Origin of the sequence: Cyanobium sp. Aljojuca 7D2 (assembly GCF_024346415.1) — a bacterium.
Taxonomy (GTDB): Bacteria; Cyanobacteriota; Cyanobacteriia; order PCC-6307; family Cyanobiaceae; genus Cyanobium_A.
Window position 1 is genome coordinate 34,005 of record NZ_JAGQCX010000014.1, and the last position, 20,773, is coordinate 54,777.

Here is a 20,773-nt window from a genome sequence, read left to right on the forward strand (position 1 = left end):
GCTTCAGTCCCCCCGGTAGCCCAGCTCAGCCAGGCGGGCGGCGCTGCGGCGCCAGTTGGGCACCACCTTCACAAACAGCTCCAGATACACCGGCCCGCTGAACACCTTTTCCATCTGCAGCCGCGCCCCCTGGCCGATGGTTTTAAGCATGCTCCCCCCCTTGCCGATCAGGATGCCCTTCTGGCTGGAGCGCTCCACCAGCACCGTGGCCAGCACGGCGGTGCGGGGGCCGTCGTCGACCACCCGATCGATGCTCACCGCCACCGAGTGGGGCACCTCCTCGCGGGTGTGGCTGAGCACCTGCTCGCGGATCAGCTCGGCCATCAGCAGCTGCTCGGGCTGGTCGCTCACCGCATCGGCAGGGTAGAGCTGGGGCCCCGGCGGCAGCTCGGCGCTCAGGGCCGTCACCAGGGCTTCGGTGCCCTCGCCGTTCAGGGCGCTCACCGGGTGCAGGGGCCAGTCGCCCACCAGATCGCGATAGCTAGCGGCCAGCTCATCGGCCCGGGCTGGATCCACCAGGTCGGCTTTGTTGAGGGCCACATGCACTGGGGCCCGGCAGTGCTGCAGCAGCTCCACGATGAAGCCATCACCCCGGCCGGCGGGCTCGCTGCCATCCACCAGCAGCAGCACCACATCCACTTCGCCGATGGCGCCCCGGGCGCTCTGCACCAGCCGCTCCCCCAGCAGGTGGTGGGGCTTGTGGATGCCCGGGGTGTCGAGCAGCACCAGCTGGGCCGCCGGGGTGGTGAGGATCGCCCGCAACCGGTTGCGGGTGGTTTGGGCCACCGGCGAGGTGATCGCCACCTTCTGGCCCACCAACTGGTTGAGCAGGGTGGATTTGCCCACGTTGGGCCGGCCGATCAGGGCCACGAAGCCGGAGCGGTAGTCGGCATTCCGCCCTGGTGCCGATCCGGTCCCACCGGCCCCCAGCAGCCGCGCCGACTCCTGCGGATCGGGGATCGGCAGGATCTGGCCTTCCAGGATCTCGCCGTCGTTGATCGGGCCGTCGTTGGCGGGGGGCGGGGGCGTGGCTGTCATGGGTTAACAGTGCCAGCCCATCGGACCCGGGGGAGTTTCCATAGGCTCAGAGGGCAGAGCACCGCTGGCTCCATGTCTGAGACGCCCGACACCCTTCGCGAACCCACCTTCCAGCAGGCCATGGAGATCACGGCCCAGTGGCTGGCGCTCTGGGAAAACGGCGAGCTCAGTGACGAGGTGCTGGGCGATCGGGTGGCCGAGTTGGTGGCCAGCCGCGATGGCGCCCGGGGCTTCTTCGTGGTGAGCCTGGCCGGTGATGGCCCGCTGATGGATCGTTTGCCGGAGCCGCTGCTGCTGCAGCTGCGGCTGGCTGGCGCGGGGGTGGTGGATCTGACGGCCCGCAACCTGGCGATGAGCACGGCGATGGTATTGCACCATCAGCGTGCTGGCGATGGGGCGCAGCAGGGGGCGTCGGAGCGGGTGCAGGCCCGCTGCACCGACTTGCTGCGCGGCCTGGAGCCCCAAGCCGTCAAGCAGCGGCTCGAAACCTTGTTGGCGGCCACGGCAGGGGAAGGGGAGGATGTCGCCTTCCTGGACCGCTGGGGCTACGACACCGACCAGAGGGCAGCCATTGCTGCGGCGATCGACGCGGTGGCTGAGGGTTAACGCAGGCCAAAATGGCCGAGCCAGCAGCTGCCCTGTTCATGGTGATGCGCTCCAGGGTTTTCGCTTTGGCGGCGGCGGCGGCGTTGCTGGCGCCAACCTCCGCCCGGGCGATTGAAACCATCAAGCTGCGCTTGCCGCTGCTGGAGACCGATTTCGTGATCCGGGTCTCGGAGTTGCGCAGCCCCCAGGCCCTGATGGCAGGGGACAGCGATCTGGCCGAACTCGACCGGGCGACCGGTGGAGCGATCGGTCAGAAGCTCAAGGCGGTGATGCAATCCAACCTGCCCCTAGAGCTGGGGGCCGTGGTGCGCAATGCCCAGGGCTCGCCGCTGCTCGAGCAGGTGCTGTTGTTGGTTGGGGCCCTGGGCGACATCGACGGCCTGCCCGAGCCCCTCCAGCCAGCCCAGTTTGAAGAGGCCATGCAGCGGGCCGCCGCCCAGGGGGGCATCAGCCTGCTGGATGTGCTGGAGGAGCTGCCGGGTGACAGCGTCACGGTGCAGCTGGGGCGCCTGGGCTCCTCGGTGCAGCGATTTCGGGCCCAGCGCCGGCAGGCCGACCAGCTCGTGGCCTCCCTCCCGGCCGTGAGCGGCCAGGGGCCCTGGCTGGAGACCGGGCGGTTCTCCACCGTGCGGCGGGAGCTCACCGTTGCGGTGAAGCATCGCCCGGAGCCACTGGCTGTGGTGGTTCTGGAGTCGAGCGCATCCGCTCCCGCCAGCGACCGGTTGGTGGTCATCTCCCATGGCCTGTGGGACGACCCCAGCAACTTCGAGGGTTGGGCCAGCCACCTGGCCAGCCACGGTTACACGGTGGTGTTGCCCCGCCATCCCGGCAGCGACCAGACCCAGCAGCGGGCGATGCTGGCCGGCAAGGCGCCGCCGCCGAGCCCGCTGGAGCTGGCGTTGCGGCCCAAGGATGTGTCGGCGGTGATCGATGCGGCGGCAGACGGCCGGCTTGGCTTGCGCCGGCCAGTGAACACCCAGGCGGTGCTGGTCGCCGGCCATTCCTGGGGAGCCACCACGGCGCTGCAACTGGCTGGAGCCCGGCCCACCCCCAGCCGGCTCAAGGAGCTGTGCGATGAGGTGGAACATCCCTCCCGCAATCTCAGCTGGGTGCTGCAGTGCAACTTTGTGGGATCCGCCGAGAGCGCCGCCCTGGTGGATTCCCGGGTGCTCACCGCTGTGGCAGTGAGTCCGCCGATGCTCCTGTTGTTTGACGTCGAGTCGGCCCAGACGATGCCCGCCAAGGTGTTGGTGGTGAGCGGCAACAGCGATTGGGTGGTGCCGTCTGGCCCCGAGGCGATCGAACCGATGGGCCGTGCCACCCGCTCAGCTGGCAGCGGCCACCGCCTGGTGTTGGCCGAGCGGGCAGACCATTTCAACCTCCGCTCACCCCAGGGCGATGGCGGTGGGGCCCTGCGTGGCTTGCTGCTGGCCTGGTTCAATGCCGCAGCCCAGGCGGGCCCAGGGGTGTCTCCCCAATTGCCCGCTGGTGGTTGGGGCAGCAGCCGCCATCCGCTGCGGGATGTCACCACCACCCTGCCCCAGCTCCCCAGCCCGGTGGTCGTCCAGCCATAAAAAAAGCGCCCCATTGGGGCGCTGGAGAACGCTCTGGGTTGCGGGCTCAGTCGCGGCGACCGCCGCCGTTGAGGGCGATGACCAAGCGCAGGATGAAGATGAACAGGTTGATGTAGGTGAGATACATGCCCAGAGCGCCGGCCAGATACTGGTCGTCGCTGTAGGTGCGGGGCATTGTGTAGAAGTCGACGAAGGCCGCGCCCACAAACAACACGGTGCCGAAGCCGGCGATCATCAGCTCAAACGTGCCTCCGCTGAAGACGCCCGGAGCAAAAATGCTGCCGACGATCTGCACCACCATGGCGATCAGCAGACCGAGGATGCCCAGGCCTACCACGCCGCTGAGGGCCTGGCCGACGTTGTCACTCATGCGACGGCCAACCACGGAAGCCACCACGAAGGTGATGCCCGTGGCCAAGGTGGCCGTGCCAATGGCGCCGACTCCAGCAGCGCTGACGGCGTAGGCGACGATGCCGCTCAGGGTGAAGCCCGTGATCAGGCTGTAAGCGGTCAGCAGTGGCAGGGCCGTGCTGTTGTTGCCCTTCATCGCCACGTTCTGGGCCACGAAGAACAACACGAAGTTGCCGATCAGGGCCACCCAGAACAGGGGCATGAACAGGGCCGGGCTGCTGGCCATCAGGGTCAGTCCGCCGATCACCCCACCAGCGGTGAGCACCATGCCGCCGCCCACGTAGGGCAGCGCCTTGTTGACCACATTGGGGCCCACCAAGGCGCTCGACTGCGCCTCACGGATGGCTTGCTGAAAATTGCTGCTGGCCGGCATGGCGCACCAGTGGAAGGAAACTCCGTCCATCCTGCCAGTGGTTTTCAGCCAATGGGAGGCTCCACGGCTGCTGTGGGGTGCGGATCTCCCTATGCAGGCAGAACGTGCGCTTCAGGCGTTGTCGCCGGGGTCGAGCCCAGATCCCGGCCAGAGCCGAACGCCCAGCAGTGCAACGCCAGTGCCAATGCAGGATTCAATCAAGCGCAGCAGGGCGTTCAGCCCCTGGCTTAGCTTTGGATCCAGGCTGCCGGTGCTGTTCAAGGTTCCAGACGGTGTTGCGGGCCATCGAATCGCCTTGGTCCCGGGGGTGCCAGCTTGTTGGCATCGCGGTTGGCGTAGGCGGTGACCAGCCGCTGCACCAGCGGGTGGCGCACCACATCGGCCGCCGTCAGCTCACAGATCGCCACGCCTTCCACCCCCTCAAGCACCTGGGCCGCCTCGATCAGGCCGCTGAGCTGGCCCGCCGGCAGGTCCACCTGGGTGGGGTCGCCGGTCACCACCATCCGGGAGTGTTCGCCCAGCCGGGTGAGCACCATCCGCATCTGGGCGGCGGTGGTGTTCTGGGCTTCATCGAGGATCACGAACGCGTCAGCCAGGGTGCGACCGCGCATGTAGGCCAGGGGGGCCACCTCAATCACCCCCTTCTCCAGCAGGGCAGCGGTGCGCTCGGCGCCGAGCAGGGCGTGCAGGGCGTCGTAGAGGGGGCGCAGGTAGGGATCGACTTTCTGCTGCAGGTCGCCGGGCAGAAACCCGAGCCGCTCGCCGGCTTCCACGGCGGGCCGGGTGAGCACCAGCCGTTCCACCTTGCGTTCGGTGAGCATGCGCACCGCCTGCACCGTGGCGAGAAAGGTCTTGCCCGTGCCGGCTGGGCCGAGGGCGATGGTGAGGTCGTGGCGCTCCATGGCCTCCACGTACGCCTTCTGGCGCAGGGTGCGGGGGCGCAACAACTTGCCGCTCTGGCTGCGGGCCAGCACCTGGCGCCCCAGCTGTTGGTGCTCCTCACCCCGGCCAGTGTCGAGGGCCTGCAGGGCCGTTTGCACATCCACCGGCCCGATGGCCTGACCCTCCTCCCAGAGGGGACGCAGCAGCTCCACCAAGGCCGAAGCCCGCTCCAGCTGGCTGGGGCGGGCCTGGATCACAAGTTCCAGACCCCGCAACACCAACGAGGCCCCGGTGAGGGCTTCGAGGCGATGCAGGGTGGACGATTCGGCGTCACCCGCCAGGGCCAGGGCCGCGGCAGGGTTGGGCAGAGGGATGGAAAAGCGGGTTGGCTCCCCTGGCTCAGCCATGGGGCGAGCGATCAAGCTTCGGCTGCAGCTTCGGCAGCGGGCTCAGCTTGAGCGGCTTCGGCCGCAGCAGCAGCTTTGGCTTCCGCAGCGGCAGCGGCTTCGGCGGCCTTGGCTTCCGCAGCCTCTTTGGCGGCCTGCTTGGCAGCGGCTTCGCGCGCCTCGGCCTGCTTCAGCTTGCCGACCACCTCAGCGGGGCGAACGGTCTTTTCGACCAATCCGCCTTTCTCGAGCAGGGAGCGCACCGTGTCGGTGGGCTGGGCGCCCTGGCTCAGGCGGGCCCGGATCGCCTCGGTATCGAGACGGGTCTCCTTGGTGCGGGGGTTGTAGAAGCCCAGCTCCTCGAGCGGACGACCGTCGCGACGGGAGGTGCTGTTGGTGGCCACTAGGCGGAAACTCGCTTCCCGCTTCTTTCCAAACCGCTTCAGGCGGAGCTTGATCATCGTGGCCTTGCCGCTAGGTGTCCAAAGAAGCAATGTACCCGGTCGGGTGCTCAGAGCTCCCCGAAGCCCTTGCGTTTCTTGGCCGGCCTGGCGGGCCGTCGCCCCCCACCCCCAGCTCCGCCCATGGGACCGGGCATGGCTGGCATTCCTGGCATCCCGGGCATCCCGGGCATGCCGCCCATCCCAGGCATCCCGGGCATCCCCGGCATCCCGCCGCCTTTGGTCATCTGCTGCATGAAGCCGCGCATCTTCTGGAAGTCGGCCAGCACCTTGTCAACATCGGCCGGCGCGTGACCACTGCCTGCGGCGATGCGGCGGCGGCGGGAGGGCTGGGACGCCAGCAGTTCCGGCTGCTGCCGTTCGGCCTCGGTCATCGAGCCGATCATCGCCTCGATCCGCTTGAGCTGCTGCTCGCCTTGCTTGAGCATGCCGTCGTCGATCTTGTTCATGCCCGGGATCAGCTTCATCAGGCCGCCCAGGGAGCCCATGCGCTTGATCAGGCGCATCTGCTGCAGGAAGTCGGAGAAGTCGAAGCTGGCTTCCTGCAGCTTCTGCTGCATCTTGGCCATATCGGCCAGCTCCACCTCCTTGGTGGCCTTCTCCACCAGGGTGAGCACGTCGCCCATGCCGAGGATGCGGCTGGCCATCCGCTCGGGGTGGAAGGGCTGCAGCGCCTCCACCTTCTCGCCGGTGCCGATGAACTTGATCGGCGCTCCGCTCACCTTGCGGATCGACAGGGCCGCACCACCCCGGGAGTCGCCGTCGAGTTTGGTGAGCACGGCACCGGTGATGCCCACCTGCTCGTGGAAGGAGCGGGTGAGCTCGGCCGCTTCCTGGCCGATCATTGAATCCACCACCAGCAGCACCTCATCGGGGCTGCAGGCCTCCCGGATCCGCACCATCTCCTCCATCATCGATTGATCGATTTGGAGACGGCCGGCGGTGTCCACCAGCACCGTGTCGAAGCCTTCTTCCTTGGCTTTGGCGATGCCGGCGGCGGCGATGGCTTCCGGCTTGGCATCAATGCCGAGGCTGAACACCTCCACGCCGATCTGGCTGCCGAGGGTTTTGAGCTGCTCAATGGCGGCTGGGCGGTACACATCCGCTCCCACCAGCAGCGCTTTGCGACCCTGCTCCTTGAGGTGCAGGCCGAGCTTGGCGGTGGCGGTGGTCTTGCCGGCGCCCTGCAGGCCGGCCATCAGCACCACCGTCGGGGCCCCGGCTACGCCGCCGGCAGCCAGGGGCGCGTTCTCGCCGCCCATGGTCTCGACCAGCTGTTCATGCACCAGCTGGATGAATTTCTGATCCGGGCTCACGCCCCGCACCACTTCGGCGCCAACCGTCTTGCGGCGCACCTCGTCGACGAAGTCCTGCACCACCGGCAGGCTCACATCGGCCTCCAGCAGGGCCCGGCGCACCTGTTTGAGCGCCCCCTGCACGTTCGTTTCGGTGATCGAGGCCTGGCCCCTCAGGCTCTTGACCGCATCTTCAAATCGCTGGGACAGCTCGTCAAACATCGCGTTGCCGCTCGGGGGCCAGGGGCGGGGCGTGGCCCCGGGAGTGAAGCGATCGTAAAAACCGGCCCGGCGGGCACGGGGGCGGGGTGCCGGGAGGCTGGGGATTCAGGGGGCTTTCTGGAAGCTGACCAGCCGCCAGATGCCGCCATCCCGGCCGAACACATAGCGGTTGCGCAGCTCCAGCTTGGTGGGCTCGCCTTGCGGGTCTCCTTTGGCGTTGAGCCGTTGGTCGGCGTAGCGCAAGTTCACCGTGGCGGCGATCCGGTTGGCGCCCTGTTCATCGATGGCCATGGAGGTGATCGCGGTGCTGATGGTTTGGGTTTCGCCGCGGGCCTGGTCGCTGTCTCGCTCGGCCTCAAGGCGATCCACCTGGGAGGGCCGGGCCAGCACCTCCAGGGGGATGCGGCTGTTCTTGCCGGCCAGGATGGAGGCCTTGGCATCGAGCCAGGCTTCCAGAAGCGCTTGAACCTGCGCTTCGCTGGGGGCCTCGGCCCGCAGCGGCAGGGTGGCCGGTGCCGGTGCCGGTGCCGGTGGCGCGGTGGGTTTGCTGGCCTCGACGGGCAGCGGAGTGGGTGTGGGTGGCAGCGGGCGCATCACCGAGGCGATGGCCACCAGCACCACGCCAGCCCCAACGGCCGCTGCCGTGGCCGTGCTGCGCGAGGGTCGCTCCAGCTGCGGCCAGCGCCAGTTGGAGCGCATGGTCTCCAGCCAGGCTCCCGGGTTCCAACCGTCACCATCCCAGTCCCCGTCGTCGTCGTTGACCGGGGTCAACGGCTGGGTGGTGGTCTCCGCCGGGCTGCCGGAATCGACGGCCACGCCCCAGGGGAGGATGCTGCCGGTGACAGCCGGAGCGGGCGGGCGGTCGTGCTGCTCCACGTAGGTCTGCACATCGCGATCGGCGAAGTAGGCCTCCAGATCCGGATCGGCCTCCAGGTCGCGGTAGCCGGGCAACACATCGCGGGCCAGCCAGTCGCGGCAATAGGCACAGAGCTGGGCCAGGGGATCCGGGCTCTGCTGGTCGGCCCAGCGCTTCAAGTCCGGCGTGGCGCCCTGTTCAAAGGCGGCTCGGGCTTGCTCCACCTGGCCCAGCAGCAGGTGCTGGCAGGCCAACAGCGGTTGCACACCCTCCTGGCCGCTGGCCTCGAGCCGTTGCCGGGCGGCGGCAATGCGTTCGGGTTTGCGTTGGGCAAAGCCGGAGGCGGTGAGGGCGGTGCTGGCCAGAAAATCGGCTGCGGCGGAGGTTGGCGCCCAGCGGCTGAACAGGTCCACCTGCTCCTGCACCGTGAGGAAGGCGCGGATCTGCTTGAAAAAGGCCTGGAACTCCTCGGGACCCATGCTGGGGTCCCCGAAGCCTTCGAGTCCGCCGCGACGGGCCACCAGCTCCTCGAGCAGGGCCAGTCCCTCGGCCCGCTCCGCCTGGGCCGTGAGGTTGCGGCTGAGCAGGTCGAGCACGCGGTAGGGCCGGAGGTTGTCGAGCTCGTCGCTCAGTTGCTGACGGATCGCCGGCAGTTGGCCCATCCGTTGCAGCAGCTGCTGGCCCCGCTGAAGGGTCTGGGCGGCGGCCTCATAGCGCCGTTGCTGATGCAGATCGGCGGCGGCGGCCAGGCAGGCCAGGCCCGCTAGCAGGGTGAGGTCGGCCTCACGGGTGCTGCCCAGCGCCGGTGCCTGGGGCGGCTGCAGGGCGCGGCAGGCGATTTCGAAACAATCAAAGGCCTGACCCGCCTCCAGCAGCAGCAGCAGGCCTCCCACGTCCTTGCTGGTGGGCACATCCAGCGCCGGCATTACAGACTGCTCGCTGCCCGCCAGGGCGGTGAGGTCGGATTCGTAGGCCTGGCGCCGGCTCGCGTCGCTGAGCAGGTCGGCGCTGGCCCGCAGCAGCTCTTCTCTGGCCAGCAGGGTGTCCTGGGTGAAGCCCTGGTCTGGGGCGCGGTCGATGCGTTGCTGCAGGGTGTGGAGCAACGCCTGCAGGTCGGTGGTCGGGCTAACTCCGAGCAACCGGAAGTGATCGATTGGCAGTTCCAATCCAGACCCGTCACTGACGGCTGACTCTAGGCAGGGTCAGCAGTTTTGCCAGAGATTGCCGGCTCCGTTGAGATCGGACCTCGTAGAGTTGATTCATGACGCAGGCAGACATGGGCCCTGACATCACGGCTGCTTCTGGAACGGCTGCTACCGGAGCACCGTCCTGTTCCGCAGACGCCACCAGCCTGGTTGGTGCCCATGCCGAGCGTCTGGAGAACCTCTACCCCTCCACCCCCGCCACGGTGACGCGGGAGGAGGGCTTGATGCTCTACCGCGACATGACCCTGGGGCGGCGCTTCGAAGACAAGTGCGCCGAGATGTATTACCGGGGCAAGATGTTTGGCTTCGTGCACCTCTACAACGGCCAGGAGGCCGTGAGCACGGGCGTGATCAAGGCGATGAAGATGCAGCACGACTGGTTCTGCAGCACCTACCGCGATCACGTCCACGCCCTCAGCTGCGGCGTGCCGGCCCGCGAGGTGATGAGCGAGTTGTTCGGCAAGGAAACCGGCTGCAGCAAGGGCCGCGGCGGCTCGATGCACCTGTTCTCCAAGGAGCACCACCTCCTGGGTGGTTACGCCTTCATTGGTGAGGGCATCCCGGTGGCCCTCGGCGCCGCCTTCACCAGCCGCTACAAGCGCGACGCCCTGGGAGATGCCAGCAGCGATGCGGTCACGGCGGCCTTCTTCGGCGATGGCACCTGCAACATCGGGCAGTTTTACGAGTGCCTGAACATGGCGGCTCTCTGGAAGCTGCCGATCCTGTTTGTGGTGGAGAACAACAAGTGGGCCATCGGCATGGACCACAACCGCGCCACCAGTGATCCGGAGATCTGGCGCAAGGCAGCTGCTTTCGGCATGGCCGGTGAAGAGGTGGATGGCATGGATGTGCTGGCGGTGCGCGGTGCCGCCCAGCGCGCCATTGAGCGGGCCCGGGCTGGAGAAGGCCCCACCGTGCTCGAGTGCCTCACCTACCGCTTCCGCGGCCACTCCCTGGCCGACCCCGACGAGCTGCGGGCCGAGGCGGAGAAGGAGTTCTGGGCGAAACGCGACCCGATCAAGGCCCTGGCCGCTCGCCTGATCGACCAGGGCCTCGCCTCCGCCGAGGAGCTCAAGGCGATTGAGAAGGAGATCGACGCTGAGGTGGCCGATTGCGTGGAATTCGCCCTCGCTGCCCCCGAGCCCAAGCCCGAAGAGCTCACCCGCTACATCTGGGCGGAAGATTGAGCCGAAGGCTGATCAGATCCCGTGCAGACGGGCCTGCTCAGCAGCGGCCCTGAACACCAGGCTGTGGCGCTTCACCAACGGCTCCAAGGCGTCGTAACCGCCACCGATCACCGTGGCAACCGGAATGCCGCGCCGCAGGCAGGCATCAAGCACCAGTCGGTCGCGGTTGATCAGGCCATCGCTACTGAGGCAGAGACGTCCCAGTCGATCGTCGCGGTGGGGATCCACTCCGGCGTTGTAGAGCACCAGTTGGGGGAGCTGCTGATCGAGCAGTTCGGGGATCAGATCTCCAATGGCGCGAAGGTAGTCGACATCCTCGAGGCCATCGGCGAGCGGCAGGTCGACGTCGCTGCGCTGTTTGCGCAGGGGGAAGTTGCTGGCGCAGTGGGCCGAAAAGGTGAACACCCGCGGCTCATCGGCAAAGATCGCCGCTGTGGCATCCCCCTGATGCACGTCCAGGTCGATCACCATCAGCCGCTGCACCGCTCCCTCCGCCAGCAACACCTGGGCCGCCACGGCACAGTCGTTGAAGATGCAGAAGCCGCTGCCGTGATCCGGGAAGGCGTGATGGGTGCCCCCGGCGAGGTGGCAGGCCACCCCATTGCGCAAGGCCAGACGGGCGGTGAGCACCGTGCCGCCAACGGCCAGCCAGGTGCGCCGCACCAGCGGCAGGGTGGCGGGTAGGCCGATGCGCCGCTGATCGGCGGCCGTGAGCTCGTTGCGGGCAAAAGCCTGGTGATAGGTGCGTCCATGTACCAGTTCCAAACAGCGGCGCGGCGCGGGCAAGGGGGTGTGCAGTTGCTCAGGGCTGGCGAGCCCCTGCTGGTGCAGCAGCTGGTGCACCAGCCGAAACTTTGCCATCGGGAAGCGATGGCTGCTAGGCAGTGGGGCCGAATAGGCCGGGTGATAAGTCAGCGGCGGCCCCAGAGCCCTAGAGCGTGGTGGGGGTGCGGCGGGTGAGGTTGCGCAGCTTGCGCAGGGCCTTGAGCTCCACCTGGCGCACCCGTTCCCGTGACACATCCAGCTGGCGGCCGATTTCCGCCAGGGTGTGGCGCTCCTCGCCTTCCAGCCCGAAGCGCAGGTGCAACACCTGACGCTCATGGTCGCTCAGGTGGCTCAACCAGCGTCCCAGTTGCTCCTGGTGGATGCCCCGCTCCACCCGATCGAGGGGTTCCTCGTTGGAGGAGTCGGCGATCAGATCACCCAGGAAGCTGCGGCCCTCATCGCCGTTCACGGGCGCATCCAGGCTGGAGGTGGTGAGGGCCTGGCGCAGCAGGCCATCGAGCTCGTCGATGGGCATCGCCATGGCTTCGGCGATTTCCTGCCGGCTGGGCATGGCACCAAGTTTGTGGGCCAGATCCAGGCTCACCTTGCGGATGGCCGAGAGCCGTTCGCTTAGGTGCACCGGCAGGCGGATCGTGCGCGACTGGCAGGCGATCGCCCGGGTCATGCTCTGGCGAATCCACCAGAAGGCGTAGGTCGAAAATTTATAGCCCCGGGTTGGGTCAAATTTCTCAACGGCCCGCTCCAATCCCAGCGATCCTTCCTGGATTAGATCGAGGAGTTCGAGGCCTTTGCCTTGATACTTTTTGGCAACACTGACCACTAAACGCAAATTGGCCTTCATCATGCGCTGCTTGGAGCGCTTGCCGATGCGGAGCAGCTTCTTTTCCAGGTCGGTGTAGTCCCGCTCTCCTTCTTCCAGTAGGCGCATCATTGTCTGCACCTGGTTGCCCAGTTCGATCTCTTCGGCTGGTGTGAGCAGAGGTTCGCGACCGATCGTCGCCAGATACCAGGTGATCGGGTCGCTACTTCGTCGACGACTGCTTTCGCTAGCTCCTAGGGGAGAGGAGGTCATCGGAGCGCCTAGAGAGGACAACGACTATCCAGGCAAAATCACTGTTTCGAGTGTGTTTTCAGCAACCCTTTAGCTTTCAATTGCAAAACAACACAGAACCGTCCTGGGTTGGGGCGGCTGCGCTGCAACTTGGTGTGGTGATCAACACAACTGGGCTAGCTTTTGCGCCACCTCCAGGGGGGTGGCGGCGCCCTGGTTGCTGGGTGCACGGAGTTGCAAGCCGGCCTGGGCGTGGGCCAGGGCCGCTGCAGCCAGCCAGGAGGCATCGGCGCCGCCTGTGGCGGCCATGGCCATCGCCCCCAGGCCTGCGGCGTGGCCCGCCAGCACATCGCCGAGGCCTGCCCTGGCACTGGTGGGATTGGCCTCCAGCAGTTGCCAGCGGCGGCCATCGGGGGCTGCCACCACACTGCGCGCCCCTTTAAGCAGCACACAGGCGCCGCAGCTCCGGGCCGCCTGGGCGGCGGCCTCCAGGGCGGTACGGGTGGCGGTAGAGGTGGCGGCGAGCTCAGGAAACAACCGGGCGAATTCCGCCGGGTGCGGGGTGATCCAGGTGGGGCCCTGGCGCTGTTGCAGCCAGCTGCTGGCGCTCAGGCCGAGGCCCTGGGCCACCGGCCCAGCCAGTCGGTTGAGTCCATCGGCATCGAGCACCAGCAGCCCGCTCCAGCCCAGCAGGCTGCGCCAGAAGTCGGCCTCGCTGAAGCTGGCCTCGGGGCTGCTCTGGCCCGCACAGGTTAGGGGCCCGATTCCTGGTCCGATTAGCAGGGCATCGAGCCGTTGCGGGTCGAGCTCGGTGAGTTGATCCAGCCGCAGGCTGCCGTGGTTGTGGCAGGCCAGGGTTTGGCTCACCACCACGTGGGGGTGCTGCTGCCAGAGGCTGCTGGCCAGGGCCTCCGGCAGGGCCGCCTGCAGGCTCCCGCAGCCGCTGCTGGAGGCCCCTGCCAGCGCGAGGCTGGCCGCCCCCTGGTAGGCCTCGCTGCCCGCCACCAGCAGCAGCCGGCCCCGCTGGTATTTGTTGGCGGCCGGACTGAGCGCGGGCCTGGGCCGGTCGGCCAGATCCCGCGCCGCCAGCCCCAGCGGCTGATCGCCGGGCAGGGTGTCCAGCAGGGATCGGGGCAAGCCCAGGTCGATCCATTCCAGCTGGCCCACGCTCGCCAGGGCCGCGTCCTGCACCAGGCCGGTCTTGACCAGCCCGATCGCGTAGGTGGTGAGGGCCTGGGCCGTGACCGGGCCGGTGGCCTGGCCGCTGTCGGCGCAGAGGCCTGTGGGCACATCCACCGCCACCAGGCCGCCGGGGCGTTGTTGCTGGCGAGCGTCCAGCAGGGGTTCGATCACTGCCCCGGGGGGACGCCGCTGGCCGATGCCCAGCAGGGCATCAATCCAGAGGGGGCTGGCTTCGGGATTGGGATTGTGGTCGAGCAGGGGAATGCCCAGCCAGCGGGCATGGCGGAGGTGCGCTTCGGTGAGCGGCTTACGGCGCTCAAACGGGCTCCAGAGGGCGGTCGCGATCCCGGCCAGGTGCAGCTCCCGGGCGATCACCAGGCCGTCGCCGCCGTTGTGGCCGGGCCCCACCAGCACCAGCGCGCCATCGCGCCTCAACCGCTCGCCGTGCTGCTCCAGCAGCCGCCGCGTGACCGCCAGGGCAGCCTTTTCCATCAGGGCTTCCACCGGCAGGCCACTGGCGAACAGCTGCTCCTCCAGCGCCGCCATCTGGGCGCTGCTCACCAGCAGATGGCGGCCGTCCCGCGCGGGCCAGGCGGGCAATGCGGCTGGCTGCACCAACCCTGTTTCGGCAACTGGGTTTCATGATGGGAGCACTCCTGCCCGCTGTCTGCCCTGTTGTCCGTTTCCGTCGCCACCTCCAGCAGCCCCGCGGCACCGTGCACTCCGGCCGGTCTTGCGGCCCTGGAACGCCTGCGCGACTGGCCTGGCGAGCATCGGGTGGCCGTGGGGCTGTCGGGCGGTGTCGATAGCTCCCTCACGGCGGCGCTGCTGGTGGAGGCGGGCTGGCAGGTGGAGGGGCTCACCCTCTGGCTGATGAGCGGCAAGGGGGCCTGCTGCGCTGAAGGCCTGGTGGATGCGGCCGGCATCTGTGAGCAGCTGGGGGTGCCCCACCACGTGGTGGATTTCCGCGCGCACTTCCAGGCCCAGATTGTCGATTTCCTGGTGGAGGGCTACGCGGCCGGAGTCACGCCGCTGCCCTGCTCCCGCTGCAACCGGGAGGTGAAGTTTGGGCCGATGCTGCAGTGGGCCGAGGCGGAGCGGGGCATCGGCCGCCTCGCTACCGGCCACTACGCCCGGGTGCGCCACGGCGCGGTGAGCGACAACGGCCGCCACCAGTTGTTGCGGGGCCTGGATACCCAGAAGGATCAGAGCTACTTCCTCTACGACCTGCCCCAGGAGGCCCTGGGCCGTCTCGTGTTTCCCCTGGGTGAGCTGACCAAGGCCGACACCCGCCTGGAGGCGGAGCGCCATGGCCTGCGCACGGCCAAGAAGCCCGAAAGCCAGGACCTCTGCCTGGCGGATCACCACGGCTCAATGAAGGCTTTTCTGGATGCCTATCTGCCGCCGCGGCAGGGCCAGATCGTGCTCGCCGATGGCACGGTGGTCGGCGAACACGACGGCATCGAGCATTTCACGATCGGCCAGCGCAAGGGGCTGGGCGTGGCCTGGAGCGAGCCGCTACACGTGGTGCGGCTCGATGGGGCGATGAACCAGGTGGTGGTGGCGCCCCGGCGCGAGGCGGCCCGCGCTGAAGCGGTGGTGGGCGCGGTGAACTGGGTGTCGGTGCCCCCGCCCGAGGAGCCGATCGTGGAGCCGCTTGAGGTGGCGGTGCAGGTGCGGTATCGCAGTGCGCCGGAGCCCGCCCGACTTTTCCCCCTGCCCGCCACCGAGGCCGACCGGGCCGCTGGCCGGCCCCATCGGGTGCGGCTCGAGTTTGCAGACGCGCAGTTTTCGATCACGCCGGGGCAGGCGGCGGTGTTTTACGAGGGTGAGGTGCTGCTTGGCGGTGGGCTGATTCAGGCCTGATCACCAGCCCTCATCACCAGCCCTGATCACCAGTAGGGATCGCTGGCCAGCTCCACCTTGAGCGTGCCGCTGCGGCTGACGGGCACCGTGGCGATGCAGGCCCGCACCACCTGGCCATTCACCTCGATTTCGCAGGCCCCGCAACTGCCCCCCAGGCAACCGGTAGGAATGGACACCCCGGCCTGGCGGGCTGCTTCCAGCCAGTCGCTGCCGCTGGCGATGCGGGTTTGTTGGCCTTGGGGCCAGTGGATCAGCACCTCGGTCATGGCTCCTGCAGCAAGGGATCCAGGTTGACGTGCTGCGCAAAGGCATCGGCGAGCCGATCGAGCAGGGCTTCGCGCTGGCGGCTGTGGTGCGGTTGCCGTTCGCTCAGGCTCGGTAACCCCTTGCGCTGCCGCAGCTGGTTGAGCCAGCGCCGCCGCCAGGGGCCGCTTTCAAACACTCCGTGCAGATAGGTGCCGACCACCAGTCCGCCCTGGTCGCCAAAGGCGGCCACCCAGCCCAACGCCGCATCGGCGCAGAGGGGCTGGCAGGCGTTGAGCGCGGTGGTGCGGCCGCGGTGCAGCTCGAAGCCCTCCAGCTCCAGGGCATCGCCCGCGGCCGCTGGCCAGAGGGCGGGGCTGCGGCGTTGGCGCAGGGCCTTGCCCTCGCCAAACACCGTGCTCAGGGGCAGCAAGCTGATCCCGGCTGCACCGATGCCGGGCTGCCCCTCCAGCCCATCGGGATCACTGAGCTCGCGCCCCAGCAGTTGCATGCCGCCGCAGATGCCGAATACGTGGCCGCCGCCCGCCGCGTAGCGGCGCAGTTCTTCCTCCAGGCCGCTGCTCTGCAGCGCGGCCAGATCCCGCAGGGTTTGCTTGCTGCCCGGCACGATCACCGCATCGGGCTGGCCCAGCTCCTCCCCTGGGGCGAGCCAGCGCAGCTGCACCGTCGGTTCGGCTTCCAGGGGATCGAGGTCGGAGAAGTTGCTCAGCGACGGCAGCCGCAGCACGGCGATCTCCAGCTCCGCTCCACGCTTGCGGCCGCGGCGCTCCAGCAGGTCGAGGGAGTCTTCCGGTGGGAAGAGCTCATCGAGCCAGGGCATCACCCCCAGCACGGGTACGCCCGTGTGGGCCTCCAGCCAGCGCCGCCCCTCATCAAACAGCTCGCGGCGGCCGCGGAAGCGGTTGATCAGCAGGCCGCGCACCAGGGGGCGCTCCACCGGCCGCAGCAGGCCCAGGGTGCCCACCAGCTGGGCGAAGACGCCGCCGCGTTCGATGTCGGCCACCAGCAGGCAGCGGGCGCGCAGGTATTGGGCCAGCCGCAGGTTGGTGAGGTCGCGGGATTGCAGGTTCACCTCCACCGGGCTGCCGGCCCCCTCCAGCACCAGACGCCCGCCGGGATGGGCCGCCTGCAGGGTCTGCAGCCCCTGGCGGATCGCCGCCCAGCCGGGGCGAAACCAGTCGCGGTAGTAGTGCTCGGCGCGGGCGCTGCCCACCGAACGGCCCAGATGAATCAGCTCACTGGTGGAATCGCCCTGGGGCTTGAGCAGCACCGGGTTCATGCTGTGGTGCGGCTCCAGGCCGGCGGCCCAGGCCTGCAGTGCCTGGGAGTAGGCCATCTCGCCGCCGGTCTGGTCCACCCAGGCGTTGTTGCTCATGTTCTGCCCCTTGAAGGGCAGGGGCGTTTCACCGCGGCGGCGCAGCACCCGGCAGAGGGCGGCGGTCATCAGCGATTTGCCAGCGCCACTGCTGGTGCCCAGCACCATCAGGGGGTTGGGTGGGGCCTGGCTCATCCGTTGGCCCTGCTGTTGTCGACAAACCAGCGTTCGAGTTCCAACCAGGGCAGCTCGCCCGCCGCAAGCCGTTGAATCGTCAGAACAACGCTCTCATTGCCGGCGTGGAAGCTGAAGCCGTTCAGGCCCAGGAAAACAACGGCTACGAGAAACCCACTCCTTTTGTTCCCATCGCTGAAGGGGTGCGCGCGCACCATTGCCTCGGCGTAAGCGGCAGCCAGTTGGGGGATTGTGCCCAGTTCTCCGTAGACCCAACGCTGCCTGGGCCTGGCAAGGGAAGAGGCCAGAGCGATCTCGCTGCGAACACCCCGAAGTCCACCATGCTCCAGGGTCTGCTGGTGGTGGATGGCTTTCACCGCAACGGCAGGCACCCATCGCGGTTCCTGGATGTCGCTCAATGGGCCAGTTCACGCAGGGCGCATTGGAACTGGCGCGCCGCATCCGTTGCGAGTGCCAGTGCTTCCTGCACCGTTGGATCGAAGGGAGAGAGCAGGATGCCGTGCTCAGTTTCGATCGCTTGCACCCGGTCTCCCGGAGCCAGGTGAAACCGGCGGGCCATCTCGGAAGGGATTGTGGCGCTGACAGACCCGCCAGCCTGACGAAGCGTGACTTCCGTTGGCATCGCCCTGTGGCAAGTAGCACTTGAATGCTACGCGCTGCTGCCATTCACAGCCGCGGCCGGCGGCGGCGCAGGCCGTGCTGGAGGCGATCCAGCAGCGTGGCGGTAGGAATCTCATCGGGCCATTGGGCCAGCAGCGTGCGGCCCATCGGCGTGAGCCGCACCCGCTCGGTGAGGCCCTGGCCATCCACCTCCCGCCGCAACACCCCCAGCTGGATCAGCCAGATCCAGTGGGCTTCGATTCGATCTGGAGTGGGGGTGCCCCGGCAGAGGCTCCGGTAGTCGTTCCGGCGGCAGAGTTCGTTGCTGCTGAGGGCCTGATCCGCCACCGTTCTGTAGAACGCCAGGCGAAAGGGCAGGCAGCGCAGGGCCTGGCTGGCGCGCTGCTGTGCACGCCGGTCGTGGAGGAGCGGGTCGAGGAGCAGGCGGTCGATTGGGGTGGCGGCCCGGTGTTGCATAGAGGGATTCTCCCTGACCCCATGCTCATCCTTGCTTCGGCGTCTCCCGCCCGTCGGCGTCTGCTGGAGCAGGCCGGCATCCCCCACCGGGTGCAGGTGAGCGGCGTCGACGAAGCGGCGATCCAGCACGGCGATCCGCGGCAGCTCGTGCAGCAGCTAGCCCGGGCCAAGGCGGCGGCGGTGGCATCCACCGTGGCGGTGGGCTTTGGCGAGGGCGCTGCGGTGCTCGGCTGTGATTCGCTGCTGGTGTTTGAGGGGGAGGTGTTTGGCAAGCCCGCCGATGCTGCGGAAGCCCAGGCCCGCTGGCAGCGGATGGCCGGGCGTTGGGGAGAGCTGATCACCGGCCACTGCTTATTTGCTGGTGGCCAGGGTCTGGGTGGCCACGCCAGCCCCCATCTCGCCGCGGTGGTGACCCGCGTCCAGTTCGCGTCCCTGAGCCCAGCGGAGATTGAGGCCTATGTGGCCACCGGCGAACCGCTGCAGTGCGCCGGTGGCTTTGCCCTGGAGGGCCGAGGCGGCTTGCTGGTGGAGCGGATCGAGGGGTGTTTCAGCAATGTGATCGGCTTGAGCCTGCCCTTGCTGCGCCGCTGGCTTGCGGGCTAACCGCAAGCCAGGGCTTTACTGGCCCAGCAGGATGTCGAGCAGCTGGCCCCAGCTGGTGCCGCTGGTGGCTGCGGTCTCGGGCGTCATGGTGAGCACCCGGTCCGACCAGCTGAAGCTGAGCGTTCGCCCCTGGTCGCGCACCTGCACCGGCCAGGTGGTGCCGTTGCGATCGCTGATCTGGTACGTCCCGCCCCTGGGCCTTCGCGGTAGGCAAGACGGGGTTTAACCCGAGGGCCGTGCTGAGCAGGCTGGGGCTCACGGCGCTGACCAGCACCGGCGGAAGCTGGGGGCCCTTCATGCAGGCAGTGTTGAGTACTGCTGGAAACCTATGCAGCCTGAAGCCGGGCCATAAAAAAGCCCCCGCTTGTGGCGAGGGCTGCGGCAGAACTGCATCCGATGGTTGCGGATGCAGATCAACACAAGGGCTCAGTCGAGGTCTGGCATGGCCAGGGTGGGCTCGGCCTGACGGTCGATGCCCTTCTCGAAACCGGCAGCGGCAGCGCGGGCGCGGCCGGCGTGCCAGAGGTGACCCACCAGGAAGAAGAAGGCGAGCACAAACTGCGTGGACGCCAGCCACTGGCGGATGTTCACGAAGTTCACCGAGTTGGGCTCGGTGATGATGCCGCCCACCGAGTTCAGGGAGGCGTTGGGAGCGTGGGTCATGTATTCAGCCGCGCGGCGCACTTGCCAGGGCTGAATGTCGTTTTGGAGCTTGTCGAGGCTCAGGCCGTTGGGGCCGCGCAGGGGCTCCAGCCAGGGGCCGCGGAAGTCCCAGAAGCGCATGGTTTCACCACCGAAGATGATCTCGCCGGTGGGGGAGCGCATCAGGTATTTGCCCAGACCGGTGGGGCCCATGGCCGAACCGATGTTGGCGCCCAGGCGCTGGTCGCGCACCAGGAAGGTGAAGCTCTGGGCCTGGGAGGACTCAGCGTTGGTGGGGCCGTAGAACTCCGAGGGATAGGCGGTGTTGTTGAACCAGATGTAGGCCGAGGCGATGAAGCTCATGAAGCTCAGGGCGCCAAGGCTGTAGCTCAGGTAGGCCTCACCGTTCCAGATGAAGGCGCGGCGCACCCAGCCGAAAGGCTTGGTGATTGCGTGCCAGATGCCACCGAAGATGCAGATCAGGCCAATCCAGATGTGGCCACCGATAATGTCTTCCATCGAGTTGACCCCGATGATCCAACCTTCGCCACCGAACGGGGCGCGGGTGAGATAGCCGAAGATCACGCCGGGGCTCAGGGTGGGGTTTGTGATGATGCGCACATCGCCACCGCCCGGGGCCCAGGTGTCGTAGACGCCGCCGAAGAACATGGCCTTGAAGACCAGCAGCAGGGCGCCGACGCCAAGAAGAATCAGGTGATAACCAATGATGTTGGTCATCTGATTCTTGTCGCGCCAATCCTGGGAGAAGAACGAGGAGTAGTTCTCGAGGATTTCAGGGCCGCGGAGGGCGTGATACAGACCGCCCAGGCCGAGCACGGCCGAGCTGATCAGGTGCAGCACACCAACCACAAAGAACGGGTAGAGATCGGTGACCTCACCGCCGGGGCCCACGCCGTAGCCAAGGGTGGCCACGTGGGGGAACAGGATCAGGCCCTGCTCATACATGGGCTTGTCGAAGGTGAAGTGGCTCACCTCGAACAGCATCATGGCGCCGGCCCAGAAGACCATCAGGCCAGCGTGGGCCACGTGGGCGCCGAGCAGGCGGCCGGAGAGGTTGATCAGACGGGCATTACCCGCCCACCAGGCATAACCGGTGGAGTCGAGGTCTTTGCCCCCGACCACCAGGTTGGAATTAAAGGGCGTTTCCACGGGGCAGAACCTCTTCAGGGAAGACGAAGTTTTCGTGCGGCTGGTCAGCCGGTGCCATCCAGGCACGCAGACCTTCATTCAGAAGAATGTTCTTCGTGTAGAAGGTTTCAAATTCGGGGTCCTCAG

Annotated in this window: 21 protein-coding genes and 1 pseudogene; 5 read left to right on the forward strand and 17 right to left on the reverse strand. The window is 67.8% G+C overall.

Features of this window, described 5'->3' with window-relative positions:
- Positions 1-3: 3 nt before the first annotated feature.
- Positions 4-1,038, reverse strand: coding sequence for a GTPase Era (era, locus tag KBY57_RS12830; protein ID WP_254996269.1), 1,035 nt, complete (start codon positions 1,036-1,038; stop codon positions 4-6).
- Positions 1,039-1,110: 72 nt separating this feature from the next.
- On the opposite strand from era, the gene KBY57_RS12835 reads away from it, so the two are divergent.
- Together KBY57_RS12835 and KBY57_RS12840 are read left to right on the forward strand one after the other, a co-directional pair.
- Positions 1,111-1,644, forward strand: a complete 534-nt coding sequence (locus KBY57_RS12835; RefSeq protein WP_254996270.1) for a hypothetical protein — start codon at positions 1,111-1,113, stop codon at positions 1,642-1,644.
- A gap of 11 nt (positions 1,645-1,655) precedes the next feature.
- Positions 1,656-3,218 (forward strand): alpha/beta hydrolase family protein, encoded by a 1,563-nt coding sequence (locus KBY57_RS12840; protein WP_254996271.1) that lies wholly within the window; start codon positions 1,656-1,658, stop codon positions 3,216-3,218.
- A 46-nt stretch (positions 3,219-3,264) separates the two neighbouring features.
- Here KBY57_RS12840 and KBY57_RS12845 read toward each other — a convergent pair whose 3' ends face one another.
- The 5 genes from KBY57_RS12845 to KBY57_RS12865 all read right to left on the reverse strand — a co-directional run bounded on the left by KBY57_RS12845 (position 3,265) and on the right by KBY57_RS12865 (position 9,270).
- A complete protein-coding gene (locus KBY57_RS12845) occupies positions 3,265-4,002 on the reverse strand; it encodes a Bax inhibitor-1 family protein (protein ID WP_254996272.1) in 738 nt (245 codons plus the stop codon).
- Between the two features lie 257 nt (positions 4,003-4,259).
- Complete coding sequence (locus KBY57_RS12850; RefSeq protein ID WP_254996274.1) at positions 4,260-5,291, reverse strand: PhoH family protein; 1,032 nt, start codon at positions 5,289-5,291, stop codon at positions 4,260-4,262.
- 11 nt (positions 5,292-5,302) lie between these two features.
- Positions 5,303-5,731 carry a 30S ribosomal protein S16 gene (gene rpsP, locus KBY57_RS12855; RefSeq protein WP_254988640.1) on the reverse strand — a complete coding sequence of 143 codons (429 nt, stop codon included), beginning with the start codon at positions 5,729-5,731 and terminating at the stop codon, positions 5,303-5,305.
- Between the two features lie 50 nt (positions 5,732-5,781).
- Positions 5,782-7,248, reverse strand: a complete 1,467-nt coding sequence (gene ffh, locus KBY57_RS12860; protein ID WP_254996275.1) for a signal recognition particle protein — start codon at positions 7,246-7,248, stop codon at positions 5,782-5,784.
- A 105-nt stretch (positions 7,249-7,353) separates the two neighbouring features.
- Complete coding sequence (locus KBY57_RS12865; protein ID WP_254996276.1) at positions 7,354-9,270, reverse strand: IMS domain-containing protein; 1,917 nt, start codon at positions 9,268-9,270, stop codon at positions 7,354-7,356.
- 95 nt (positions 9,271-9,365) lie between these two features.
- On the opposite strand from KBY57_RS12865, the gene pdhA reads away from it, so the two are divergent.
- A complete protein-coding gene (pdhA, locus tag KBY57_RS12870) occupies positions 9,366-10,496 on the forward strand; it encodes a pyruvate dehydrogenase (acetyl-transferring) E1 component subunit alpha (protein ID WP_254996277.1) in 1,131 nt (376 codons plus the stop codon).
- Between the two features lie 12 nt (positions 10,497-10,508).
- On the opposite strand, the gene KBY57_RS12875 is transcribed toward pdhA, so the two are convergent.
- From KBY57_RS12875 to KBY57_RS12885, 3 genes are all read right to left on the reverse strand, one after another.
- Complete coding sequence (locus tag KBY57_RS12875; RefSeq protein WP_254996287.1) at positions 10,509-11,423, reverse strand: histone deacetylase; 915 nt, start codon at positions 11,421-11,423, stop codon at positions 10,509-10,511.
- Between the two features lie 4 nt (positions 11,424-11,427).
- Positions 11,428-12,354 (reverse strand): sigma-70 family RNA polymerase sigma factor, encoded by a 927-nt coding sequence (locus KBY57_RS12880; RefSeq protein WP_254996278.1) that lies wholly within the window; start codon positions 12,352-12,354, stop codon positions 11,428-11,430.
- A 141-nt stretch (positions 12,355-12,495) separates the two neighbouring features.
- The gene (locus tag KBY57_RS12885) at positions 12,496-14,115 is read right to left on the reverse strand and encodes an NAD(P)H-hydrate dehydratase (protein WP_315859805.1); all 1,620 of its coding nucleotides are present in this window, start codon (positions 14,113-14,115) and stop codon (positions 12,496-12,498) included.
- A gap of 75 nt (positions 14,116-14,190) precedes the next feature.
- Between KBY57_RS12885 and mnmA the strand changes: the two genes are divergently transcribed.
- Positions 14,191-15,381 carry a tRNA 2-thiouridine(34) synthase MnmA gene (gene mnmA / locus KBY57_RS12890; protein WP_409996456.1) on the forward strand — a complete coding sequence of 397 codons (1,191 nt, stop codon included), beginning with the start codon at positions 14,191-14,193 and terminating at the stop codon, positions 15,379-15,381.
- 26 nt (positions 15,382-15,407) lie between these two features.
- Here mnmA and KBY57_RS12895 read toward each other — a convergent pair whose 3' ends face one another.
- The 5 genes from KBY57_RS12895 to KBY57_RS12915 all read right to left on the reverse strand — a co-directional run bounded on the left by KBY57_RS12895 (position 15,408) and on the right by KBY57_RS12915 (position 18,232).
- A complete protein-coding gene (locus KBY57_RS12895; RefSeq protein WP_254996279.1) occupies positions 15,408-15,647 on the reverse strand; it encodes a 2Fe-2S iron-sulfur cluster-binding protein in 240 nt (79 codons plus the stop codon).
- Positions 15,644-17,128 carry a cobyric acid synthase gene (locus tag KBY57_RS12900; protein ID WP_254996291.1) on the reverse strand — a complete coding sequence of 495 codons (1,485 nt, stop codon included), beginning with the start codon at positions 17,126-17,128 and terminating at the stop codon, positions 15,644-15,646. The genes KBY57_RS12895 and KBY57_RS12900 overlap by 4 nt, the downstream gene beginning before the upstream one ends.
- A gap of 23 nt (positions 17,129-17,151) precedes the next feature.
- Positions 17,152-17,553: a type II toxin-antitoxin system death-on-curing family toxin gene (locus KBY57_RS12905; protein WP_254996280.1), complete on the reverse strand. Its 402-nt coding sequence runs from the start codon at positions 17,551-17,553 to the stop codon at positions 17,152-17,154.
- Complete coding sequence (locus KBY57_RS12910; RefSeq protein WP_254996281.1) at positions 17,550-17,714, reverse strand: AbrB/MazE/SpoVT family DNA-binding domain-containing protein; 165 nt, start codon at positions 17,712-17,714, stop codon at positions 17,550-17,552. The genes KBY57_RS12905 and KBY57_RS12910 overlap by 4 nt, the downstream gene beginning before the upstream one ends.
- Positions 17,715-17,821: 107 nt before the next feature.
- Positions 17,822-18,232, reverse strand: a complete 411-nt coding sequence (locus tag KBY57_RS12915) for an Npun_F0494 family protein (RefSeq protein WP_254996283.1) — start codon at positions 18,230-18,232, stop codon at positions 17,822-17,824.
- A gap of 21 nt (positions 18,233-18,253) precedes the next feature.
- On the opposite strand from KBY57_RS12915, the gene KBY57_RS12920 reads away from it, so the two are divergent.
- Entirely contained in the window at positions 18,254-18,835 is a 582-nt protein-coding gene (locus KBY57_RS12920; protein ID WP_254996284.1) for a Maf family protein, read from the forward strand.
- Between the two features lie 15 nt (positions 18,836-18,850).
- On the opposite strand, the gene KBY57_RS12925 is transcribed toward KBY57_RS12920, so the two are convergent.
- The 3 genes and pseudogenes from KBY57_RS12925 to KBY57_RS12935 form a co-directional block, all read right to left on the reverse strand.
- Positions 18,851-18,982: a hypothetical protein gene (locus KBY57_RS12925; RefSeq protein WP_254988648.1), complete on the reverse strand. Its 132-nt coding sequence runs from the start codon at positions 18,980-18,982 to the stop codon at positions 18,851-18,853.
- Positions 18,983-19,261: 279 nt separating this feature from the next.
- A complete protein-coding gene (psbC, locus tag KBY57_RS12930; RefSeq protein WP_254996285.1) occupies positions 19,262-20,647 on the reverse strand; it encodes a photosystem II reaction center protein CP43 in 1,386 nt (461 codons plus the stop codon).
- A pseudogene (locus tag KBY57_RS12935) lies at positions 20,631-20,773 on the reverse strand (photosystem II D2 protein (photosystem q(a) protein)); the annotation flags it as partial. The gene psbC and the pseudogene KBY57_RS12935, both read right to left, overlap by 17 nt.